We start from the raw sequence: 20,780 nt of genomic DNA, 5'->3' as shown, positions 1-20,780 counted from the left end.
TCAGAGAACCTAATGGACGACGGAAAGTGCGTAAATGACTCATAATGAATTTTGCTCGGCAACCGGCAATGCTAAGAGTTCTGGGAGGTTGAAGGCAAGAAAATGTTCATATTTTGGCTAAAGATTTCTGCCGGTTCGCCCCGCGATCTAAAGACTGCCTTTATCAAAATCCACCTCGCGAGGATCACATCGGCCGGGTCCGGTAGCAAGATGCCTCCCTGCGCCGCGTTTCAGCCCACCGCATGAGACTCCCAACCTTTCTCGCCACCGCCGTACTTTTCGCCAGTTTGCAACTGCATGCCGCGCAGCGCCCCAATGTGCTGTTCATGATGGCGGATGACCTCAACAACAGCCTCGGCTGCTATGGGCACCCTTTGGTGAAGACGCCTAATCTGGACAAGCTGGCCGCCCGTGGGGTGCGCTTCCAAAATGCCAACTGCCAGTTCCCCCTGTGCGGCCCGAGCCGGAACTCGATGCTGACGGGGCTTTATCCCAACAGCACCGGCATTCTGGGCAATTCCCAGCTTTTCCGCCAGACGATCCCCAATGCCGTGAGCCTGCCACAGGCATTTCGCAGGGACGGGTATTTCGCCGCACGCATTGGCAAACTGTACCACTATGGGGTGCCAAATTCCATCGGCACGAATGGCCATGATGACCCTTCCTCCTGGGAGCTGGAGCTGAATCCGGCGGGCTGCGACCGCCTGCTGGAGTCTCCTGACATCTTCTCGCTGCTTCCGGGGAACTTTGGCGGCACCTTGAGCTGGTATGCTTCTCCACGGCCCGATGAGAGGCACACGGACGGCCTGCAGGCGAAGGATGCGGAATGGGTGCTGGAACGCTGCGCGAAGGAGAAGGACCGTCCTTTTTTCCTCGCGCTGGGGTTCTTCCGTCCGCACACGCCGTATGTCTCGCCGGAGAAGTGGTTCAAGGGATACCCCAAGGAAACGATGCCAGTGGTGCAGGGGGTGAAGGAAGACCAGGCAGATCTCCCTGCCCCGGCGCTGGGCAGCTACAAAAAGGAGCAGGACAACCTGACCGACGATCTGCGCCAACAGGCGGTGCAGGCGTATTTTTCGGCCATCAGCTTCATGGATGCACAGGCGGGCAAGGTGCTGGATGCGCTGGACCGGCTGGGACTGGCGGAGAACACGATCGTGGTCTTCACCAGCGATCATGGCTATCACCTGGGCGAGCACGGGCTGTGGCAGAAGCAGAGCATCTTTGAGGAAAGTGCGCGCGTTCCGCTGCTGATTGCTGGACCCGGTGCCAAAAAGGGTGTGGTGGCCAACAGCCCGGTGGGTCTGATCGACCTCTACCCGACCCTCACGGAGCTCTGCGGTGTGAAAGGACCTGAGAATCTGCAAGGCCAGAGCCTGGTGCCGATGCTGAAAGACCCGGAAGCGAAGGGACGCGGCTGGGTGCTGAGCCAGGTGGTGCGGGGTGGCGGCTTCAAGCGCATGGGAGCCAGCGCTGCGAAAGGCGACGACGGCAAGCGCTTCTTTGGCTATGCGCTGCGCACCGACCGCTGGCGCTACATCGAGTGGGATGAGGGCAAGGCAGGCAAGGAACTCTATGACCACGAAAAAGATCCGAAGGAGCTGACCAATCTGGCCGACAAACCCGAGCAGGCTGAAACGCAGGCCAGGCTGGCCGAGCAGCTGCACGGCATTGTGAAGACCACCTTCCCGCCCGATGGCGTGACGCCGGAGATCGCCAAAGGCAACGCAATGTACACGCCAGAACTGGTGGAGCCCCTGAGCGTCAAAGCCTCCAAGGAATAACGAAAGACCAACCTCATGAAACCCCTTTTGCTTCTTCTTGCTTCATTTTGCGCCCTGCATTCGTCCTTTGCCGCGACGCCAAACATCGTGCTGATCAACATTGATGATCTGGGCTATGCGGACATTGGTCCCTTTGGCGCCAAGATCTCCACGCCCAACCTGGACCGCATGGCGAAGGAGGGAATGAAGCTGATGAGCCATTATGCAGCGCCGGTTTGCTCCCCTTCCCGTGCGGCGATGATGACGGGCTGCTACCCGAAGCGCGTGCTGCCCATTCCGGGTGTGCTGTTTCCAGCGGCTGCCGTGGGCCTGAACCCGAATGCCACCACGGTGGCGGAAGTGCTCAAAGGGGCCGGTTATGCCACCGCATGCATCGGCAAGTGGCATCTGGGGGACCAGCCGGAGTTTCTGCCCACCAACCAAGGCTTCGACAGCTACTTTGGCATTCCTTATTCGAATGACATGGGACCTGCGGCGGAGGGTTCGAAGAGCAATCCGGACAAGCCGCTGCCGCAGAGCAATCCCAAGGCGGGCGCCGGCAAGGGCAAGGGTGATGCCGAACCGGAAACGGGGCTGAAGGGAAATGCGCAGCCGCCGCTGCCGCTGGTGGAGAATCACAATGTGGTGGAACGTGTCAAAGTGGAGCAGCACCACACCTTCACCAAGCGCTACACGGAGCGCGCGGTGAAGTTCATCCGGGAGCACGAAAAGCAGCCGTTTTTCCTCTACCTGCCGCACAATGCGGTGCATTTCCCGCATTATCCCAGCAAGGATTTCACGGGAAAGTCAGGCATCAGTCTGCAGAAGGACTGGGCGATGGAGGTGGACTGGTCTGTGGGGCAGGTGCTGGACACCCTGCGTGAACTGAAACTGGATGCGAATACGCTGGTCATCTTCACCAGCGACAATGGCGGGCCGCTGAACCAGGGAGCGGACAACACGCCGCTGCGTGGCAGCAAGGGCAGCACGCTGGAGGGCGGCATCCGCGTGTGCACCATTGCGTGGTGGCCGGGGAAGATCGCCGCGGGTTCAGAGACCAAGGACATCACGGCGCACATGGACTGGCTGCCGACCTTTGGAGCGCTGGCAAAAAGCAAGAGCGTGGGAGAGCTGAAGCTGGACGGGAAGGACATTTCCCCAGTTCTTTTGGGGAAAAAGGAGGCCAAGGGGCACGATGTGTTTCATTATTACAGCGGTTTCAACCTCCAGGCGGTGAGAAGCGGGCCGTGGAAACTGCATCTGGGTAGCAAGGAGCTGTATCACCTTGAAGAGGATATCGGGGAGGCGAAGAATGTTGCAGCGGATCACGCGGACATCGTGGAGAAGCTGCAGAAGCTGGCGGAGAAGATGAAGGCGGATCTGGGGGACAAGACGAACAACGCCCCCGGTGTGCGGGCGCTTGGACGAGTGGAGAATCCGCAGCCGCTGATCGGCGCCGATGGCACGGTACGGGAGGGTTTTAACCAGATTGCGAAAACACTGCCATGAAAACGATTCTCTTTCTGATCCTGACTTCGGCGGTTTTTGCGGCGGATGCGCCGCTGCTGAAAGATGACTTTTATGTGTCGGATTCGGCAATAAGACGGGCTGCGAGGGGCGAGTGGAAATTTGCCGAAGGCAGCGCGACGTGCACCCAGGATGACGCGCTTTTTAAGAAGAACAAAGATCACGGTCCGATTCTTTTTTACGACCTGAATTACACGGATGCGCTGATCCAATTTGCGGTGAAACCGGATGAGGCGAACAAGATGATCGTCTTCACGGCCAATGGCGCGGACGGGCATGTTTTCCGGCTGGTGTTCACGCCGACGGGAATGGGGGTGCGGGCGTTTCCGCCGGAGGGGGAGGACCATAAGTCGATCTCATTGGGAAATGAGAAGGAGGTGGTGCTGAAGGCAGGCGCGTGGACGAAGGTGAGCGTGGACCTGCGGGGCACGAAGGCCAAGGTGAAGGTGGGGGACTTTGCGAAGACGTATGAACATGCTTCCATCGCTCCGGCGAAGGTGAACCTGAGCGTGGGATTCAGCTACGGGACCGTGAGTGTGACGGAGCTGGTGGTGGACAAGTAAGCGGTGGGATGGCGCAGAAGGAGCAGCGCACAGACTTTGTGCGTTATGAGGGAATGCGAATGCCCAGATGCCGCACTCGGAGAGTGCGGACCACTTCACTTTGTGCTCTAGAGGCCGCCGAGCTTGCAGATGTGGGCCCAGTGTTTGGGATCGACGGGGGTGATGGAGAGTCGGTTGCCGCGGCGGAGGATGAGCATGTCGGCGAGCTTGGGATCTTCGCGGAGCATGTCGAGGGTGACGAAGGTTTTGAAGTCGGCCTCCCATTTGACATCGACCATGAGCCAGCGGGGGTCTTCGCGCTTGCTGCCCTTGTCGAAGTATTCGGAGGAGGGGTCGAACTGGGTGTGGTCGGGGTAGGCTTCTTTGACGATCTTGACGATGCCGGCGATGCCGGGGACGTCGCAGCTTGAGTGGTAGAAGAAGCCGAGGTCTCCGATGGACATGTCGTCGCGCATCATGTTGCGGACCTGGTAGTTGCGCACGCCGTTCCAGGGTTCCGTTTTTTTGGGGCGCTTCTTGAGGTGGTCGAAGGAGAAGACGTCGGGTTCGGATTTGAGGAGCCAGTGATGCATGAGGATGGCCTACGAAAGGACGGAAAGGACAGAGACGACGGAAAGGATGCGGGATGCGCCCCGGAGTTATACGGTGATGATCCGGTTGCGGGCGGTGATGGGCCAGCGTTCGGTGGTTTTGAGGGCGTCGATGACGTAGGCTTCGCCGTGCATGGAGACGGTGGGGCAGACGTGGCGGGGGATGCCGTGGAGGGCCTGGCCGATGGTGAATTCGTGGGCGCGCTCGGTTTCGAGGACGAGATGCTCCTCGCTCTGCATGATGGCAACGGCGTCTGGCAGCTCCTCGAAGCGGACGCGGGGATGGGGATTCTCGGGGGCGACGGATTTGTGGCCGAGATCGAGAGTGATGCGGTTTTTGCCGGGCTTGCTGATGACGCGGGCGAGGAGGACGGCAGCGGGCAGGAAGGGCAAGTCCTGAGGGTATTTGTCTCCATAACCGAAGTCCCAGAGGACGGTGGTGCCGGGGCTGAGGGTGCGGTCTTCATAGCCGGCATGAATGCCGAAGGTGGGGGAACCACCGGCGACGAGTTCCTTCACGATGATGCCCTCCCCTTGCAGGCGGCAGCGGAACTGAAGGACGGGCTCAAAGGCGGCATCGCAGCGCTCGCGGCGAACGTCGAGGCTTTCGTCATGGATGTGGCCGTCGTAGGCGTGGATGCCGCGGAACTGGAGGCGGGGGGTGTCTTTGATGACGTGGGCGAGGAGGGCGGCTTCATCTGAGGGGACGATGCCGGTGCGGCTCATGCCGCAGTCGATCTCGATATAGGCGCCAAGGGTGACATTGTGCTGCTGGGCGGCGGAGGCGAGGAAGGCGACGACTTCCTCGGAGTCGGCGATGCTGGAGAACTGGGTGTCCGGGAATCTAACGGCGAGATCGCCAAGGCGCTGGGCATTGATGCCGACGCTGGGCATGGCGAGGAGGACATCGGTGGCGCCGACGGCGGCGCACATCTCGGCCTCGGCAATGGTGGAGGCCTTGAACTGGGTGATGCCAAGGCGGATCTGCATGGCAATGACCTCGGCGGTTTTGTGCGTTTTGACGTGGGGGCGCAGGCGCTTGGGATTGCCGCCGGCGATCTGGAGCATGAGGTCGAGATTGTGTTCGATGCGCTTGCGGTAGAAGAGGAGCGCAGGGGACGGGATGTCAGCTTCGTTTTCGATGTGGAACCAGGCGGGATGCATGAGGCAAACTGGCGAGCGGGGGCGGAATGGTCAAATGCAGGCGCGAGGAGGATTTTGGGAGGGGATGGGATATGGGCATGGTGGTCCTGGGGAGCGGTGAGGACATGGTGAGGCCGGAGGGACGGCACTGGAACGCCGCGGTCCCAGGGGCGCGAGGGGCTCTGTTATTTAGAGAGCCTTTGGCTCATCTCGACGGAGCGAGATGGCTACTGTACCGGAAGCGGGATGGCTACGGTGGGCTAGGTGTTTTTGGGAATCCAATCGCCCTCGCGGTAGTCGAGAAGTTTTTCTTTATCCGTGTCGTGCTCCAGCTTGATGGGCTGGAAGCCGCTGCAACCAGGGAGCATCAAAAGTAGGGCGGCGAGGAGAAACAGGGATGGTTTCATGGGCGCGGAAGATGCGCGGCCCTTTTGAAGGAGCAAGCTAACAAATTGGGGGGATGAAATCCGTTCATGGGACAGGCGCAGTGAGGGCTTGACCAGAATGCCCGCCGCCGTCAGCATCCGGGCCACCATGACGCGCTCCACCCTCGCCTTTGCTTTTGCAGCCCTGACCACCACGGCCATCGCCGGGGAAAACTTCCTTGTTTACTTCGGCACGAACGGAAATGTGAAGAACGGGAGCAAGGGGATCTATGTGGCGAGGTTTAACACGGCGACGGGTGAGCTGACGCAGCCGGAACTGGCGGTGGAGGCGGGTGCGCCGGGCTTCCTGGCGATTCATCCGTCAAAGAAGTACCTCTATGCCAACACGGATGTCTCCCTGCCGGATGGGAAGAAGGGCGGCGGGATCAGCGCCTTCAGCATCGACAAGAACAGCGGCAAGCTGACGCTGATCAACCAGGCGGCGACGGCGGGCATGGGGCCGTGCCATGTGAATGTGGACAAGACAGGGAAGCTGGCGACGATCGCGAATTACGGGAGCGGGAGCATCGGCTCGTATGCGATCAAGGAGGATGGCTCGGTCTCGCCTGAGGTGAGCTTTTTCCAGCATGAAGGAAGTGGTGCGGATCCGAAGCGACAGGCGGGACCGCATGCGCACTCGGTGAACTTCAGCCCGGACAACCGCTTTGCCTTCGCCTGTGACCTGGGCCTGGACAAGGTGCTGATTTACAAGATCGATCCGACGAGCGGGAAGATGACGCCAAACGAGCCGGCATTTGCAAAGACGCCGGCGGGCGGCGGGCCGCGGCACCTGGCGTTTCACCCGAACGGGAAGTTTGTGTTTGTGAACAATGAGATGGCGATGACTGAGACGGTCTTCAGCTATGATGCGGAGAAGGGTGCGCTGACGGAGATTCAGACGATTTCGACGCTGCCGGAGGCGGACCGGGGCAAACCGGGGTATAGCACGGCGGAGACGGTGGTGCATCCGAACGGACGGACGGTGTATGTTTCCAACCGCACGCATGACACCATTGCAGTGTTTGGGTGTGATCCTGCGACAGGCAAGCTGACGGCGCTGCAGTATGTACCGGTGGAAGGCGAAGTGCCGCGCAACATCTGCCTGGACCCGACGGGCAAGTGGCTGATCGCCGCGCACCAGAACAGCGGAACGGCGGCGCTTTTCAAAGTGGACCAGGACAGCGGCAAGCTGACCTTCAGCGGCACGAAGGTGAACGTGCCGGGCAGCATCTGCGTGCGGTTCCTTGCGCTGGACTGAAAAATTGCAGCGCGCATGCGGAATATCTTTAGAAGAACAACACAAACAAGCGGGGGGCTTGGTTCGTTTTTTTGAGTGTGCGGGGAAACGGCCCGCATGCCATGACTTCCCGTTTTTCCAGAAGCAATCTGACGAAAGAGCAGCGCCTGCACCTGCTGCTGGAAGCCCTTGCGATCCTGCATGATCACGATGCAGGACCATTTCCGGAACGGGTGCTGGCCGCGTGCCAGCACTTTTTACCTGACACCTGCAACAGTTTTGAGATCTGGGGCCGGGGCGATGGCAGCCATGAGGGGGCAATGAACGTGCCCTACGATGCGGCGGACATGCAGGAGCGCTTCCGGATCATCGGCGAACTGGCGCCGACCCAGAATCCGATGTTTCAACGGCTGATCGCAGGAGACACGGAACCGATGCGGCTGTCTGACTTCACGACGCTGCGGGAGATCCGCCGGACGGAGTTTTTTGAGATGGTGTTTAAACCGGTGGGGCTGAAGCACCAGGTGGCGATACCGCTGAACACTGCGACGCATCTGGGCGCGGTGACTTTTAACAAAGGGGGGAGCCAAGATTTCACGACGGAGGAGCTGGGGCTCATCTCCCTGTTTGGGCGGCACACCGCGCTGGCGCACCAGACGGCCCGTCTGCTGGCAACGGTGGGGGCGGAGCGCCAGAGGGCGGAGAAACAGGACTTTCTGGCGCTGAAGCGCAGAGGTCTCACGCGGCGGCAGGCGGAGGTGCTGTACTGGCTGGTGCAAGGGAAGCGGGACCGGGAGATTGCGGTCATTCTGGGCATCAGCCCGCGCACGGCGGAAACACATGTGCGTTCGATTTTAGGGAAGCTGGGGGTGGAGACGCGGGCGGCGGCGGTGGCGCAGGCCTGCCGTGCATGCCCCGCCATGGTGGCGGAGCAGCTGACATGAATGCGTAGTTCCACGTATTTCGTTTGTGATGCCGACCTGCCACCTTTCCCTCACTTCTATGATCCTGTCTCGACTGTTCATCGCCGCCTCGCTCGCCGGGGTTTGCCTCTGCGGTTTCGCTCCGGTGCTCCGGGCGCAGAGCTACGCATGGGCTAACTTCGCAGGACAGCCAGGTGGCGCGGGCACTGTGGACGGTACGGGCGCGGAAGCGCGATTCTACAATCCCATGGGCACTGCTGTGGACAGCAGCGGAAACATCTATGCGGCGGAGAGTGGCAACCACATCATCCGCAAAATCACACCCGCCGGAGTGGTGACCACGCTGGCAGGCAAGGCGGGAGAGAGCGGCACAGCGGACGGCACGGGCAGCGCCGCGCGGTTCCAAGCACCTTCCGGTGTCGCGGTAGATGGCAGCGGGAATTTGTATGTGGCGGACACGAGCAACTTCACGATTCGCAAGATCACGCCTGCGGGAGTGGTCACCACCGTGGCAGGGGCGGCGGGCACGGGCGGAGGAGCCGACGGAACCGGCAGCGCTGCCCGGTTTTACAGCCCGTATGGCATCACAATCGACAGCGCTGGGAATCTGTATGTGACGGACACCTACGCCCACACGATCCGCAAGATCACGCCGGGACTGGTGGTGACGACGCTGGCGGGTAGTCCCAACAGTTCCGGGAGCGCCAATGGCACCGGTAGCGCTGCGCGGTTCAACTATCCTGGGGGCATTGCCGTGGACAGCAGCGGCAACCTGTACGTGGCCGACCAAAGCAACCACACCATCCGCAAAGTGACTCCCGCCGGAGCGGTGAGCACCGTGGCCGGGACGGCGCTCAGCACGGGCAGTACGGACGCCACCGGCAGCGCCGCGCGGTTCAACTATCCTGGGGGCATTGCTGTGGACAGCAGCGGCAACCTGTGGGTGGCAGACAGCAGCAATCACACCCTCCGCAAGGTCACCACCACCGGAGTCGTCACCACGCCGGCAGGGACGGCGGGGAGTTCCGGCAGCGCTGATGGCACGGGTGCCGCAGCACGATTCAGTTCTCCGCATGGCATTGCCGTGGACGGCAGCGGGAACTTCTGGGTGGCGGATGCAGGCAACCAAACGATTCGCAAGATGACTCCCGCCGGGGTGGTGACCACGCTGGCAGGCGCTCCCGGTCATCTGGGAACTGCGGACGGCACGGGCACGGCCGCCGCCTTCAAGGTCCCGTCTGGTGCGGCGGTGGATGGCAGTGGCAATGTGTATGTGGCGGACACCAGCAACCACACGATCCGCAAGATCACCCCTGCCGGGGTGGTGACCACACTGGCGGGCACAGCGGGGAACTCCGGCAGCACGGATGCCACAGGCAGCGCGGCTCGATTTAAGACACCCTATGGAGTGGCGGCGGACAGCAGCGGCAATGTGTACGTGGCGGACTCCGGCAACCACACGATCCGCAAAGTGACGCCGGCAGGAGCGGTGAGCACCGTGGCCGGCACGGCGGGCAGCATTGGCAACATCAACGCCACTGGCAGCGCGGCCCGCTTCAACTTTCCCCAGGGAGTAGCGGTAGACGGGAGTGGGAACCTCTATGTGGCGGACACCAACAATCAGCTTGTCCGCAAAATAACCTCCGGCGGAGTGGTGACCACGCTGGCGGGTAGTGGGTTTCCAGGGTACCTGGACGGGACGGGCACAGGGGCTTACTTCTTCAGCCCCTCCGGAATCGCCGTGGAAGGGGCGGGAACTGTGTACGTGGCGGACAACAACAACCAAGTGATTCGCAAAGTGACGCCGGCCGGTGTGGTGACTACGCTGGCTGGGACGGCGAACACCTCTGAAGGCACCCCTGATGGCACGGGAGCGGATGCGCGCTTCCGCAATCCGATGGGGGTGGCCACAGATGGCGAGGGGAATGTGTATGTGGCCGACTCCAACAACTCCACCGTGCGCAAGATCACACCCTCCGGAGTCGTCACCACCATCGGTGGCACTGCACGGGTGGTGGGTGGGGCGGAGGGCATCGGCGCGGCTGCGCAGTTTTCCACACCACGCGGGCTTGCCGTGACTGCTGACGGGGTGGTGTTTCTGGCGGACACCTCCAACCACCGCATCTCGCAAGGAATGCCGCTTTATCCCCCTGTCCTAGCGCTGACGACAGCCGCAGACGGGCTGACCAGCGCCGGGGCAGTGCTGCATGGAAGTGTGAATCCCCGGGGGCTGGCCACGACGGCAATCTTTCAATATGGCCTGGACGCCAGCTATGGCAGCAGCGCGAGCGTCACGCTTTCCCCCAACGACGGCAGCAGTGCGCAGGAGGTGAGCTCCACGCTGGCGGGGCTGACGGCGGGAATGGCATATCATTACCGCCTCAGTGCGACTAATTTGGTGGGAACCACCGTCTCGGCGGATGCGACTTTCACCTCGCTGACGGTACAGGAGGAATGGCGGAGGACCTACTTTGGAAGCACGGAGAATACGGGGACGGCGGCGGATGGTGCGGATCCGGATGGGGATGGCATGACGAATGTGCAGGAGTTCACTGCGGGGACGAGCCCGCAGAGCGCGGCGAGTGTGTTCAAGATCGGCTCTGTGCAGGTGAACGGAGGAGTGCCGACGCTCAACTTTCCGAGCGTGGCGGGGAAGACCTATCGCGTGGAATACAAGGACAACCTGCTGGATGGTGTATGGAATGTGCTGCAAAACAACCTTTCGGGCACCGGGGGGGCGCTTCAAGTCAATGACAGCACAGGCACGGCGCAGAGCAGGCGGTTTTACCGGGCGGTGGTGGTGCCGTGAGGTGGGGATGGCCTGGGGCGGGGTTCTTTGGTGTGGGAGGAGGGCGGGCATTCGTCATTGCGCCCGCCGTCTTTGGCTCTACTCTGACTGCCCCAAAAACCACGATTATGACCCAGCTCGATCAGCTCAAGAAGCACACCGTTGTCGTCGCCGATACTGGCGATTTCGAGGCGATGAAGGCCTACAAGCCTCAGGACGCCACGACGAATCCCTCCCTCATCCTCCAGGCTTCGCAGAAGGCTGAGTACAAGTCGCTCTTTGACAAGGCGGTGGCGGATGGCAAGTCCGGCGGTGTGGACGCGGTGATGGACAACCTCGTCGTTGCTTTCGGTCTTGAGATTTTGAAGATCGTCCCAGGCCGTGTTTCGACGGAAGTGGATGCACGTCTGTCCTTTGACACGCAGGCGAACATCGACAAGGCGCGTCATTTGATCGGCATGTATGAAAAAGCGGGCATTGGCCGTGAGCGCATTTTGATCAAGATCGCCTCCACGTGGGAAGGCATCAAGGCGGCTGAAGTGCTGCAGAAGGAAGGCATCAACTGCAATCTGACGCTGCTTTTCAGCCTGGCGCAGGCGGTGGCGTGTGCAGAAGGCGGCATCAAGCTGATCTCCCCGTTTGTGGGCCGTATTCTTGACTGGTACAAGAAGAGCACGGGCAAGGACTACGCGGGCGCGGAAGATCCGGGCGTGCAGTCGGTGACTCAAATTTACAACTACTACAAGCACTTTGGCTACAAGACCGAAGTGATGGGCGCGAGCTTCCGCAACAAGGGCGAGATCACGGAACTGGCGGGCTGCGATTTGCTGACGATCAGCCCTGCTCTCCTGGGTGAACTGGCGGGCAGCGAAGATGAACTGACCGTGAAGCTGGATGCGAGCAAGGCGAAGGACCTGAAGATCGAGAAGATCGGCAGTGATGAGAAGACCTTCCGCTGGCTGTTCAATGAAGACGCGATGGCGACTGAGAAGACGGCCGAGGGCATCCGCAACTTTGCGAAGGATATTGTGAAGCTGGAGAAGATGGTGGAGGCAGCGATTGGCTGAAGATTGAGCCGAAAGAAGGAAAAAGACGGGAAAAAATCGGAGGCAGCGGTCTCTGATTTTTTCCTTTCCCTTTTTTGATTCTTTCGGCGTATCCCCTTTTCTTTCTTATGCTGACGAAGCGCATCATTCCCTGTCTGGACGTGAAGGAAGGCCGTGTCGTGAAGGGCACGAAATTCCTGCAACTGCGTGATGCCGGAGATCCGGTGGAGTGTGCGCAGGTGTACAATGCGCAGGGGGCGGATGAGCTGGTGTTTCTGGACATCACGGCGAGCCATGAAGAACGCAAGACGATGGTGGACGTGGTGGCACGCACGGCGGCGAGCTGCTTCATGCCGCTGACGGTGGGCGGTGGTATTCGCACCGTGGCAGACATGCGCGAGATGCTGCTGGCGGGTGCGGACAAGGTGGGCATTAACACAGCGGCGGTGAAGACGCCTCACGTCATTGATGAGGCGGCGAATGCGTTTGGCTGCCAGTGCCTGGTGGTGGCGATTGACGCGAAGCGCAATGCGAAGGGGTCGTGGACGGTTTACACGCACGGCGGTCGCAATGCGACGGAGCTGGATGCGGTGGAGTGGGCGGCTGAGGTGTGCCGGCGCGGTGCGGGTGAGATTTTGCTGACGAGCATGGACTCTGACGGGACGAAGGCGGGCTATGACATTGGTTTAACGAAGGCGGTGAGCGAGGCTGTGACGATTCCGGTGATCGCCAGCGGTGGTGCGGGGAACCTGGACCACATGGTGGATGTCTTGAGAGATGGGAAAGCGGATGCGGTGCTAGCGGCGAGCATTTTCCACTTTGGGGAGTTCACGGTGGGAGACGTGAAGAAGTATTTGGGTGCGCGTGGGGTGCCGGTGAGGGTGTAAGGCGGATGTGGCGACGCGGCTAGGTTTGGATTCGGTTGAGGATGGGGAGTTTTGTGGGCTGAGGGCTGGCGCAGAACTTGGCTGCGAGCGTGAGAGGAATTTTTGTGGCAGCGGAAAGCCCAGAAGCCGCACAGGGGACTGTGCGGACCACTTTGCTGGCGCCTGTGCGTGGGCGCGGCGGGTGTTTTTGACGCTGGGTGAGTTGTGGGGATTTTCTGTAGCGTTTTGAAGCCAGGGGAAGTTTCGGTTTTGCCGCAGAGGGGCGGAGATGCAGAGGGAGCAGAGAATGAACTCGTTTCTGTCGGCACTGCGCAGCGTTAACCAGGAACTTTGATTCTGTGCTTGGAATGTGGCGCAGGGTTTGTGTAGGCTGCGGGGTATGAATCCAATCAACTCTCTTTCGCGTCGTCAGTTTGGAACTCTTGCGGGTGTGGGTGCCATTGCGGCGATGCTGCGGGCGCAGGTGGAGGCGGCGGATAAGGCGACTGGGGCTGTGGGCATGGGGAAGGTGAAGCACTCGGTGTGCAAGTGGTGCTACAAGCAGATCCCGCTGGAGGAGTTTTGCGTGGCGGCGAAGGAGATCGGGCTGGAGTCGGTGGAGCTGCTGAACCCGGAGGATTTTCCCATCGTGAAGAAGCATGGTCTGCATTGCGCGATGGTGAGCTATCCGACGATTGAGGCGCCGGGCGGGGTGAAGCTGGGGCCGATCCCGAAGGGGTGGAACCGCACTGAGCATCATGATCTGCTGGTGCAGGCGTATGAGCCGCTGCTGAAGACGAGTGCGGAGGCTGGGTTTAAGCAGGTGATCTGTTTCAGCGGGAATCGCGACGGAATGGATGATGCGCAGGGGATGGAGAACTGCGCGAAGGGGCTGACACGGCTGATGCCACTGTGTGAGAAGCTGGGGGTGACGCTGGTGATGGAACTGCTCAACAGCAAGGTGAACCATCCGGATTATATGTGCGACCACAGCGCGTGGGGTGTGGGCTTGTGCAAGAAGATTGGCTCGCCGCACTTCAAGCTGCTGTATGATATTTACCACATGCAGATCATGGAGGGGGATGTGATTGCGACGATCCGGAGGGATCATGAGTACTTTGCGCATTATCACACGGGCGGGGTGCCGGGACGGGCGGAGATCGATGAGACGCAGGAGCTGAACTATCCGGCGATCATCAAGGCGATCCAGGAGACGGGATATACAGGATACCTGGGGCAGGAGTTTATTCCGAAGCGGGCGGACAAGCTGGCATCGCTGAAGCAGGGGGTGGGGATTTGTACGGTGGCGTAAATCTCTACTTCTACACCTATGCGTGGTCTCACCCAAAGATTCGGTCTGCTAGCGGTTCTTTGTCTGACCTGCGAGCCCGTCAGGGCAGCAGAGTTTATGGACGAGGTCAACAAGGTGGCGTCTTCCGAAAAGTTTGAAGCCGCCGCGAAGAAGGCGAAAAGTCTGCTCGCGGAGGATAAACTCGATGAGGCCAATCAGGCCTACATCAGTCTCATTCCCGATGACAAGCTGACGCCCGCGGAGTGCTTCGTGCTGGGAAACACGTTCTTCTCCATGGAGGACGACCTGGCTCTGAAGTACCAACAGCGCGCGCTTGCCGCACTGCCGGATGATCCGCATGTGAATTTGGAGTATGCGATGGATCTGCATCGGCAGGGGAAAGCCAAGGAAGCCCTTCCCCACTATGAGAAATATCTGAGCAAGGGAAAGAGTGGATACCTCCCCCATACGCTGCTGGCGGACTGCCTGGTCCGGACCGGGCGGCTGAAGGAGGCCTGCGAGCAATGGAAGCTAGCCGATCATCCGAACAACCATACGGAAATCGACTTTGCCATTCACTCGATCTATGGAGCTGCCCTGCCATTCAAGCGCCGCAGTGATCTGCTGAAGGCCATTCATGCTGGACAGGTGAACAAGCTGGATGAACTGTTCGCGCTGTCCGCGAACTGGGATCGGGACTGGTGGAATGCTGATGTGAATCCTGAGATGCTGAAGAAGGATGTGGCGCTGGCGAAGGAGATTCTTGCCGGTGATGCGGAGCACTTTGCGGAACTGGAGGTTTATGCGGAGACTTACACTCAGGAAGTCACTCCCAAATGGCTGGAGGAAAAACTGAAAGCGAAAGGATGGATCCTGGGTGAGGCGGGCAAGCTTCCCTCACGAGGCCATGTGGCGGACCGGCTGGTCTCGCTCGTTCTGGAACATGAGCTGGAGAAGGAGGCCACGCTGCTCAAGAGATTTGAAGCCGAGCTGCGGAATCGTGCGCTGGGAAAAGATGCGAAGGACATCATGGCGCTGAACATGCTGGCTCATCTGCTGGCCAGCGATGAAAAACTGGCACCTCAGCTCGCAGAGATCGATCAAGCGGGTTGGGAGCGCTATCATGACGACCGCTTTGCCGCGAGCCTGCTGGTGGGCCTGCTAGGGACGGACAAGCTCAAGACGGATTCGCCACAGTTCATCCAGGCGATGAAGGACTTTCCTGAGAACGAATTCATCGCCATGATGGGTGTGGAAATGGCGGAAAAAGAAGGGAAGCCCATGAGTCAGCCGCTGGTGGAAGCGATCAAGGCGGAGTTTCGGCATCTGTCGATCAGCATCGGAATCATCAAGGATTCGTATCGCCTCAAAGGGCTGTTTGCGCTTTTGGAGAAGGAGTTGGGGAAATAACGAGCCCGGCATTATCTCCGCCATGCTTCATCACCTCTCTTTTGCGGTTACAGATCTTGAACGGTCGGCTGCGTTCTATGATGCGGTGCTGGGGGCGCTGGGGTATGGGCGGGTGTGGGAGGATGAGACGTTTGTGGGGTATGGGACTGAGGCTGGGAAGGATGTGTTTGCGCTGAAGCTGCGGCCCGGGAACGTGAGTTTGCCGGGGGATGGATTTCATGTGGCGTTTGCGGCGCCGTCGCGGGAGGCGGTGGATAAGTTTTATGAGGCGGCGCTGGCGCATGGAGGCCGGGACAATGGGGGCGCGGGGATGCACCCGGAGTATGGGCCGGGCTATTGCGCGGCGTTTGTGATGGATCCGGATGGGTATCGGATCGAGGCGGTGGTGGCGAAGGCGTGAAGAGCGTGGGCCGTGGTTTGATCCCGTGGGATCCGGGATTTTACACCGCAAGAGATTAGAAGACCGCAGAGTCCGGAGTGCTGATCCTCAGCTCTGGAATTCGGAAGCCGTGACCATGCCAACGGAACAGTGGCGTCAATGGACGATCTTGATGGGAGTGCCAACGGAGGACTCGCGGAAGAAGATTTCGGCCATGCGGTGGGGGAGGCGGATGCAGCCGTGGGAGGCGGGGTAGCCGGGGAGGTAGCCTTCGTGCATGCCGGTAGCACCGGTGATGCGCATGAAGAAGGGCATGCGCGCGGCATCGAAGAGAGCGCCTGGGGGACGGGGATCTTTGCGGACGTCGATTTCGCGCTGCAGGACTTCGCCGTCTTTGCTGACGTAGTCGCCGAAGAGGGAGGAGGCGTGGTCTTTGTCTTTCTCGATGACGGAGAAGCTGCCTGTGACGGTGCCCATGCCTTCGCGACCGGAGGAGATGGGGGAGGTGCCAGCGAGCTGGCCGCCTTTGTAGAAGTAAACTTTTTGCTCGCCGAGATTGATCACCATGCGGGGTGAGCCGGTCATGGTGTCGCCGTGCCACTCGCCGGCGTCGTAGAGAGAGGACTGGGAACTGTGCTGTGAATCGCTGGCGCGGGGTCTTTTATAGACGGCGATTTTTTCGACCCAGAAGGCGCCGGTGCCGGGGATGGGTCGACGGACTTCGACATATTGCTGGCATGAGCTGAGCACGAGGCTGAGCGATGCGAACAGCAGCAGCAACGCGAGACGTGCCGCACCAGGACGCCAGGGAAATGAAGGGGAAGAAAAATTCATGCGCGGGGTAACCACAGCCGGTGTGTGAGCGCAACCCATTTTCGCCATGAGGGGAATATGGTGCTGGGTGGCATGCTGTGTGTAGGGCTGCGCAAGCACGTGGGTGCTCGGTGGGAAGGGGCCTCGGGTAGTATAAGAATTGGGTGAGCGGCGGAGTGCTGCGGAATAAATTCCGCGCTCCGTTCCCGAGGTTCTGCGGCGGATCGTTACGATCACCACGGCGTGAAGCGAAGGCCGAAGAGGACGAGGATGCTGGCGGCGAGGATGGAGAGGGTGGGGATGATGAAGGGGCCGTAGTGGTCGATGACCTGGGGCTGCTTTTGGAGGACGACGACTTTTTTCATTTCGTCGATGCTTTTGAAGACGCTCGTGAGGGCTTCGGGGGTGAGGGCGCTGAAGACGGTGCCGCCGGTGGCCTGGGTGATGCCGACGAGCTGGGGCTGAATGGCGTCTTTGCTGAGGAGGATGCTGAAGACGGTGATGTTTTCGGCGCGGAGGTGCTCAATGATGGCGGCATCGAGAGGAGGGAGGATGTCGGGGCTTTCGCCGTCGGTGAGGAGGATGATCATGCGATCTCCGGTGGGGCGCTGGGCGAGGAGATCGGCGGCGCCGTGGAGGGCTTTGCCGATGAAGGTGCGGCCCCAGAGTTCATCGGGGAGGCCGTGGCGGCCCATGCTGGGGGGATCGAGCTTGGGGTTGTTGGGTTCGATGAAGCGCTTGGAGAGCGGGATGGACTGGGTGTCCTGGGTGAGGGGGAGCCAGTGGATGAAGAAGCGGGAGAAGATGGTGAGGCCGAAGGCATCGCCCTGGCGGTGGCTGATGAACTGCTCGATGGCCTCCATGGCGGAGTCGAAACGGCGGTGGCGGCCATTGGCCTGAGAGCCGTGGGGCTCGGCCATGCTGCCGGAGGTATCGAGGACGAACTGGACGTTGTTGAGGCGGCGCTCGACCTCCGGCGGGGTGGCCGTGAGGACGAGGAGGCGCAGGAACCAGCCGGAGCGCTGGCGGCCGTGATCGAAGGGCAAAACCATGGGCTGGCCGCGGCGAACGAATTCCCAGAAGGCGAGGGTGACGGGGAGGGCGAGGAGGCTGAGGAGCTGGGGATGCTGGAAGGTCATGCTGGCACCTCCTGCGGGGTTCTGGTAGGAAGTAGCAGGGCGGAGATTTCGGCGGTCTGAACGGAGGATGCGGGGTGGTGGAGCCAGTGCTGGAGGGTTTTTAGTGCAGCGGCGGTTTTGGCATGACGACTGATCTTTTGAAGGGCGAGGTCCATGGGCAGGGAGCCGAGGGAGAGTTCCTCGCGCCAGCGGTGGAGGAGGAGCATCTCCATGCGGGCTTTGTCGGTGGTGCAGAGGGTGCCGGATTCGAGCTGAGCGCGGAAGTGGGCGAGGAGTTCGTCAGGAGTGGGGCCGGTGGGACCTGTGGAGGTGGCCGCAGCTTTGCGCGGACGTTTGTAGAAGATGATAAGGAGGAGCCAGAGAATCCATAACACGAAGAGGAGGGCCATGGTTTCGTAGTAGCGGCCGCCGACATCGATTTGAACGGCTTCGGTTTCCTGAATGCGGGTGTCGAGATTTTTGGAGAGCTTGGCGTCGCCGGAGAATTTGAAGGTGGGCAGGTTGGTGAGGGGGCTGCCGTCTGCGGAGATGAGGTAGTCTTTGAGATCGAAGGTGCCGGCGCGGTTGACGATGTAGCGCACGTCATAGATGCGGCGGCCTTCGACTTCCTTGATGTCGGCGATGCGGACATTGACAGCGACGCCCCACTTGTAAGGAGCGACGGTCATGAGGGGGCCGCTGTAGGTGATGATGGCGGCCTGCTCGACGCCGAGGGGGACATTGAGGGTGTCGGTTTCGGGCGGGCGGGAGAGGAACACGGCGGCCACGAGTCCCACCACGAAGAGGAGGGAGAGGAGGCGGGGGATGGGCCAGTGTGAGTCCGGGTTCATGCGATGCTATCTGCCAGCGCTGCCTCCGAGGCCGCGACGGTTTAAGAAATGGCGCAGGCGGCCGAGGATGGGCTGGTCGGTGCGGAGGTAGAGGTAGTCGATACCGAAGCGGGTGAGCTCGCTCTGCCATGTGGCGCTGTCGATGAAACTGCGGCGACCGTGGCCGACGAAGGCGCGGCCGGATTCGGCCTCGGAACCGCGGAAGAGGCCTGCGCCTTTGAGGTTCAGCTCGGCGGGGTCTTGCAGATGGAGGACGATGCAGTCGTGCTCCTGGCCGAGGACCTGGAGAGCTGCGAAGGCGCCGGGGTCGTGGAGATCGCTGAGGACGATGACGGTGGTGAGGCGCTTGAGGGCGGGGGCGATTTCGCGGGCGCGCTGGGCGAGGGAGGTTTCCTCGACGAAGTTGTGATGACGCAGTTTGTGCGACCATTCCATGACGAGATTGCGCGAGAGGGAGGGGCGCACGTGGAGCTCGCGCGCGCCGCAGCCGAGGAGACCGACGGGGGTCATGGAGGACTGAGCGGCGAGGGCGATGCCGGTGGCGATGCGCACTGCCCAAGCGTATTTGCTGAGCGTCTGCGAGCTCACGCACATGGAGGCGGAGGTATCGACGAGGAGGTAGAGGGGGATCTGCTTGGGCTCCTGGTATTCTTTGATGAAGAGCTTGCCGACGCGGGCGGAGACTTTCCAGTCGATGGATTTGACGGGGTCGCCGGGAGTGTAGAGGCGCGACTGGGCAAACTCGAGGCCGCTGCCGTGGAAGACGGATTCGTCCTGGCCGAAGTTGAGGCTGTTGGCCAAGTGCTTGACCGTGACCTCGAACTGCCGGGCATCGACGGGATCGTCGTTGAGTTTGACCTGCTGGTTCATGGTATGAGATATGATCAGCCGAGGGTGGCGAGGATGCTTTGCAGGACTTCGGCGGCGGTGTGGCCTGCGGCGGAGGCTTCGTAGCTGACGCGGATGCGATGGAGGATGACGTCTTCGGCGAGATCGAAGAGATCTTCGGGCGTGACGAAATCGCGATCGTGCATGACAGCGCGGGCGCGGGCGGAATTGATCAAGGCGAGACCGGCGCGGGGGCTGCAGCCGAAGTCGAGGAGCTTGGATTCGCGGGTGCGGCGAACGAGCTCGACGCAGTGTTTGACGAAGACTTCGCTGACATGGACGGACTGCACGGCTTCCATGGCGTGGACGAGATCGGCGATGGATGCACCGGGGTTGTCTTCAATCATGTCGAAGGCGGAGCGTGGGACAGCGCCGCCGTCTTCGTGCTTCAAGCCCATGCCGAGCTGACGCATGAGGATCATCTGCTCGTCTTCGCGGCTGGGATAGCCGAGGCGGTGGAGGAGCATGAAGCGGTCGAGCTGGGCTTCGGGGAGTTCGAAGGTGCCGGACTGCTCGACGGGGTTCTGCGTGGCGATGACGAGGAAGGGTGTGGGGAGTTTGAGGGCCTGGCCACCGATGGTGACTTTGCGCTCCTGCATGGCTTCGAGCATGGCGCCCTGCACTTTGGGAGCGGCGCGATTGATTTCGTCGGCGAGGAGAAGATTGGTGAAGACGGGGCCGCGATGGATGCGAAAGTCGCCGGTTTTTTGATCGATGATTTCGGAGCCGATGATGTCGGAGGGCAGCATGTCCACGGTGAACTGGATGCGCTTGAAGTCGAGGTTGATGGCCTTGGCGATGCTGTTGACGAGGAGGGTCTTGGCGAGGCCGGGAAGACCCTGCATGAGCAGGTGGCCGCCGGTGAGCATGGCGATCAAAACGCGCTCGACGACGATGTCCTGGCCGACGACGATTTTGGCGACGCGTTCACGGACGCCGGCGACGAATTGCTGGGCGGAACGGGCGTTGGGAGGGGTGGGCATGTGAGGAGAAATGAGGTAGAAAAATTAGGGGTAGAAAAATTTCAGAGCCGGAGGAGCTGAGACGAATTTTTGAACCACGGAATACTCTGAATCCACGGAAGACAGAGGGGAGAAGAGTGGAACTGGGGAGGCCGAATTCCGGCTGAAGCCGGTACTACTCAACGTGTGATGGGTGG

At 60.9% G+C, this 20,780-nt stretch carries 19 protein-coding genes; 11 read left to right on the top strand and 8 right to left on the bottom strand.

Going from position 1 to position 20,780, the window contains the following annotated elements; all coding sequences use genetic code 11:
* Positions 1 to 242 precede the first annotated feature (242 nt).
* The 3 genes from ACILSR_RS15465 to ACILSR_RS15455 are packed head-to-tail and all read left to right on the top strand — an operon-like array spanning position 243 to position 3,853.
* On the top strand, positions 243 to 1,784 hold the full coding sequence (locus ACILSR_RS15465) for a sulfatase (RefSeq protein ID WP_395750688.1): 1,542 nt from the start codon (positions 243 to 245) through the stop codon (positions 1,782 to 1,784).
* A 15-nt stretch (positions 1,785 to 1,799) separates the two neighbouring features.
* Positions 1,800 to 3,272, top strand: a complete 1,473-nt coding sequence (locus ACILSR_RS15460; protein ID WP_395750687.1) for a sulfatase — start codon at positions 1,800 to 1,802, stop codon at positions 3,270 to 3,272.
* Positions 3,269 to 3,853, top strand: coding sequence for a hypothetical protein (locus ACILSR_RS15455; protein WP_395750686.1), 585 nt, complete (start codon positions 3,269 to 3,271; stop codon positions 3,851 to 3,853). The genes ACILSR_RS15460 and ACILSR_RS15455 overlap by 4 nt, the downstream gene beginning before the upstream one ends.
* A 107-nt stretch (positions 3,854 to 3,960) precedes the next feature.
* Here ACILSR_RS15455 and ACILSR_RS15450 read toward each other — a convergent pair whose 3' ends face one another.
* The 3 genes from ACILSR_RS15450 to ACILSR_RS15440 form a co-directional block, all read right to left on the bottom strand.
* Complete coding sequence (locus ACILSR_RS15450) at positions 3,961 to 4,425, bottom strand: EVE domain-containing protein (RefSeq protein ID WP_395750685.1); 465 nt, start codon at positions 4,423 to 4,425, stop codon at positions 3,961 to 3,963.
* 66 nt (positions 4,426 to 4,491) lie between these two features.
* Entirely contained in the window at positions 4,492 to 5,607 is a 1,116-nt protein-coding gene (locus ACILSR_RS15445) for a D-TA family PLP-dependent enzyme (RefSeq protein WP_395750684.1), read from the bottom strand.
* Positions 5,608 to 5,846: 239 nt separating this feature from the next.
* Positions 5,847 to 5,993: a hypothetical protein gene (locus tag ACILSR_RS15440; protein WP_395750683.1), complete on the bottom strand. Its 147-nt coding sequence runs from the start codon at positions 5,991 to 5,993 to the stop codon at positions 5,847 to 5,849.
* A 97-nt stretch (positions 5,994 to 6,090) separates the two neighbouring features.
* Between ACILSR_RS15440 and ACILSR_RS15435 the strand changes: the two genes are divergently transcribed.
* From ACILSR_RS15435 to ACILSR_RS15400, 8 genes are all read left to right on the top strand, one after another.
* Positions 6,091 to 7,269: a lactonase family protein gene (locus ACILSR_RS15435; RefSeq protein ID WP_395750682.1), complete on the top strand. Its 1,179-nt coding sequence runs from the start codon at positions 6,091 to 6,093 to the stop codon at positions 7,267 to 7,269.
* Between the two features lie 101 nt (positions 7,270 to 7,370).
* Positions 7,371 to 8,192: a response regulator transcription factor gene (locus ACILSR_RS15430; RefSeq protein WP_395750681.1), complete on the top strand. Its 822-nt coding sequence runs from the start codon at positions 7,371 to 7,373 to the stop codon at positions 8,190 to 8,192.
* A gap of 58 nt (positions 8,193 to 8,250) precedes the next feature.
* Positions 8,251 to 10,980 (top strand): hypothetical protein, encoded by a 2,730-nt coding sequence (locus ACILSR_RS15425; RefSeq protein ID WP_395750680.1) that lies wholly within the window; start codon positions 8,251 to 8,253, stop codon positions 10,978 to 10,980.
* Between the two features lie 107 nt (positions 10,981 to 11,087).
* Positions 11,088 to 12,026 carry a transaldolase gene (tal, locus tag ACILSR_RS15420; protein ID WP_395750679.1) on the top strand — a complete coding sequence of 313 codons (939 nt, stop codon included), beginning with the start codon at positions 11,088 to 11,090 and terminating at the stop codon, positions 12,024 to 12,026.
* Positions 12,027 to 12,133: 107 nt separating this feature from the next.
* Positions 12,134 to 12,892: an imidazole glycerol phosphate synthase subunit HisF gene (gene hisF / locus ACILSR_RS15415; protein ID WP_395737562.1), complete on the top strand. Its 759-nt coding sequence runs from the start codon at positions 12,134 to 12,136 to the stop codon at positions 12,890 to 12,892.
* Between the two features lie 379 nt (positions 12,893 to 13,271).
* Complete coding sequence (locus tag ACILSR_RS15410) at positions 13,272 to 14,183, top strand: hydroxypyruvate isomerase family protein (RefSeq protein WP_395750678.1); 912 nt, start codon at positions 13,272 to 13,274, stop codon at positions 14,181 to 14,183.
* Between the two features lie 96 nt (positions 14,184 to 14,279).
* The gene (locus tag ACILSR_RS15405) at positions 14,280 to 15,572 is read left to right on the top strand and encodes a tetratricopeptide repeat protein (protein WP_395750677.1); all 1,293 of its coding nucleotides are present in this window, start codon (positions 14,280 to 14,282) and stop codon (positions 15,570 to 15,572) included.
* Positions 15,573 to 15,594: 22 nt separating this feature from the next.
* Positions 15,595 to 15,972 (top strand): VOC family protein, encoded by a 378-nt coding sequence (locus ACILSR_RS15400; protein WP_395750676.1) that lies wholly within the window; start codon positions 15,595 to 15,597, stop codon positions 15,970 to 15,972.
* A 135-nt stretch (positions 15,973 to 16,107) separates the two neighbouring features.
* On the opposite strand, the gene ACILSR_RS15395 is transcribed toward ACILSR_RS15400, so the two are convergent.
* From ACILSR_RS15395 to ACILSR_RS15375, 5 genes are all read right to left on the bottom strand, one after another.
* Positions 16,108 to 16,785: a L,D-transpeptidase family protein gene (locus ACILSR_RS15395; protein WP_395750675.1), complete on the bottom strand. Its 678-nt coding sequence runs from the start codon at positions 16,783 to 16,785 to the stop codon at positions 16,108 to 16,110.
* Positions 16,786 to 16,997: 212 nt separating this feature from the next.
* The gene (locus tag ACILSR_RS15390; protein WP_395750674.1) at positions 16,998 to 17,903 is read right to left on the bottom strand and encodes a VWA domain-containing protein; all 906 of its coding nucleotides are present in this window, start codon (positions 17,901 to 17,903) and stop codon (positions 16,998 to 17,000) included.
* On the bottom strand, positions 17,900 to 18,733 hold the full coding sequence (locus tag ACILSR_RS15385) for a hypothetical protein (protein ID WP_395750673.1): 834 nt from the start codon (positions 18,731 to 18,733) through the stop codon (positions 17,900 to 17,902). Before ACILSR_RS15385 ends, ACILSR_RS15390 begins: the two co-directional genes overlap by 4 nt.
* Positions 18,734 to 18,739: 6 nt before the next feature.
* Positions 18,740 to 19,603 (bottom strand): DUF58 domain-containing protein, encoded by an 864-nt coding sequence (locus ACILSR_RS15380; RefSeq protein ID WP_395750672.1) that lies wholly within the window; start codon positions 19,601 to 19,603, stop codon positions 18,740 to 18,742.
* Between the two features lie 14 nt (positions 19,604 to 19,617).
* Complete coding sequence (locus tag ACILSR_RS15375; RefSeq protein WP_395750671.1) at positions 19,618 to 20,604, bottom strand: AAA family ATPase; 987 nt, start codon at positions 20,602 to 20,604, stop codon at positions 19,618 to 19,620.
* Between the last annotated feature and the right edge of the window lie 176 nt (positions 20,605 to 20,780).

This window comes from Prosthecobacter sp. (assembly GCF_044222565.1).
GTDB lineage: Bacteria > Verrucomicrobiota > Verrucomicrobiia > Verrucomicrobiales > Verrucomicrobiaceae > Prosthecobacter.
This window is presented reverse-complemented; position numbering and strand designations above follow the sequence as displayed.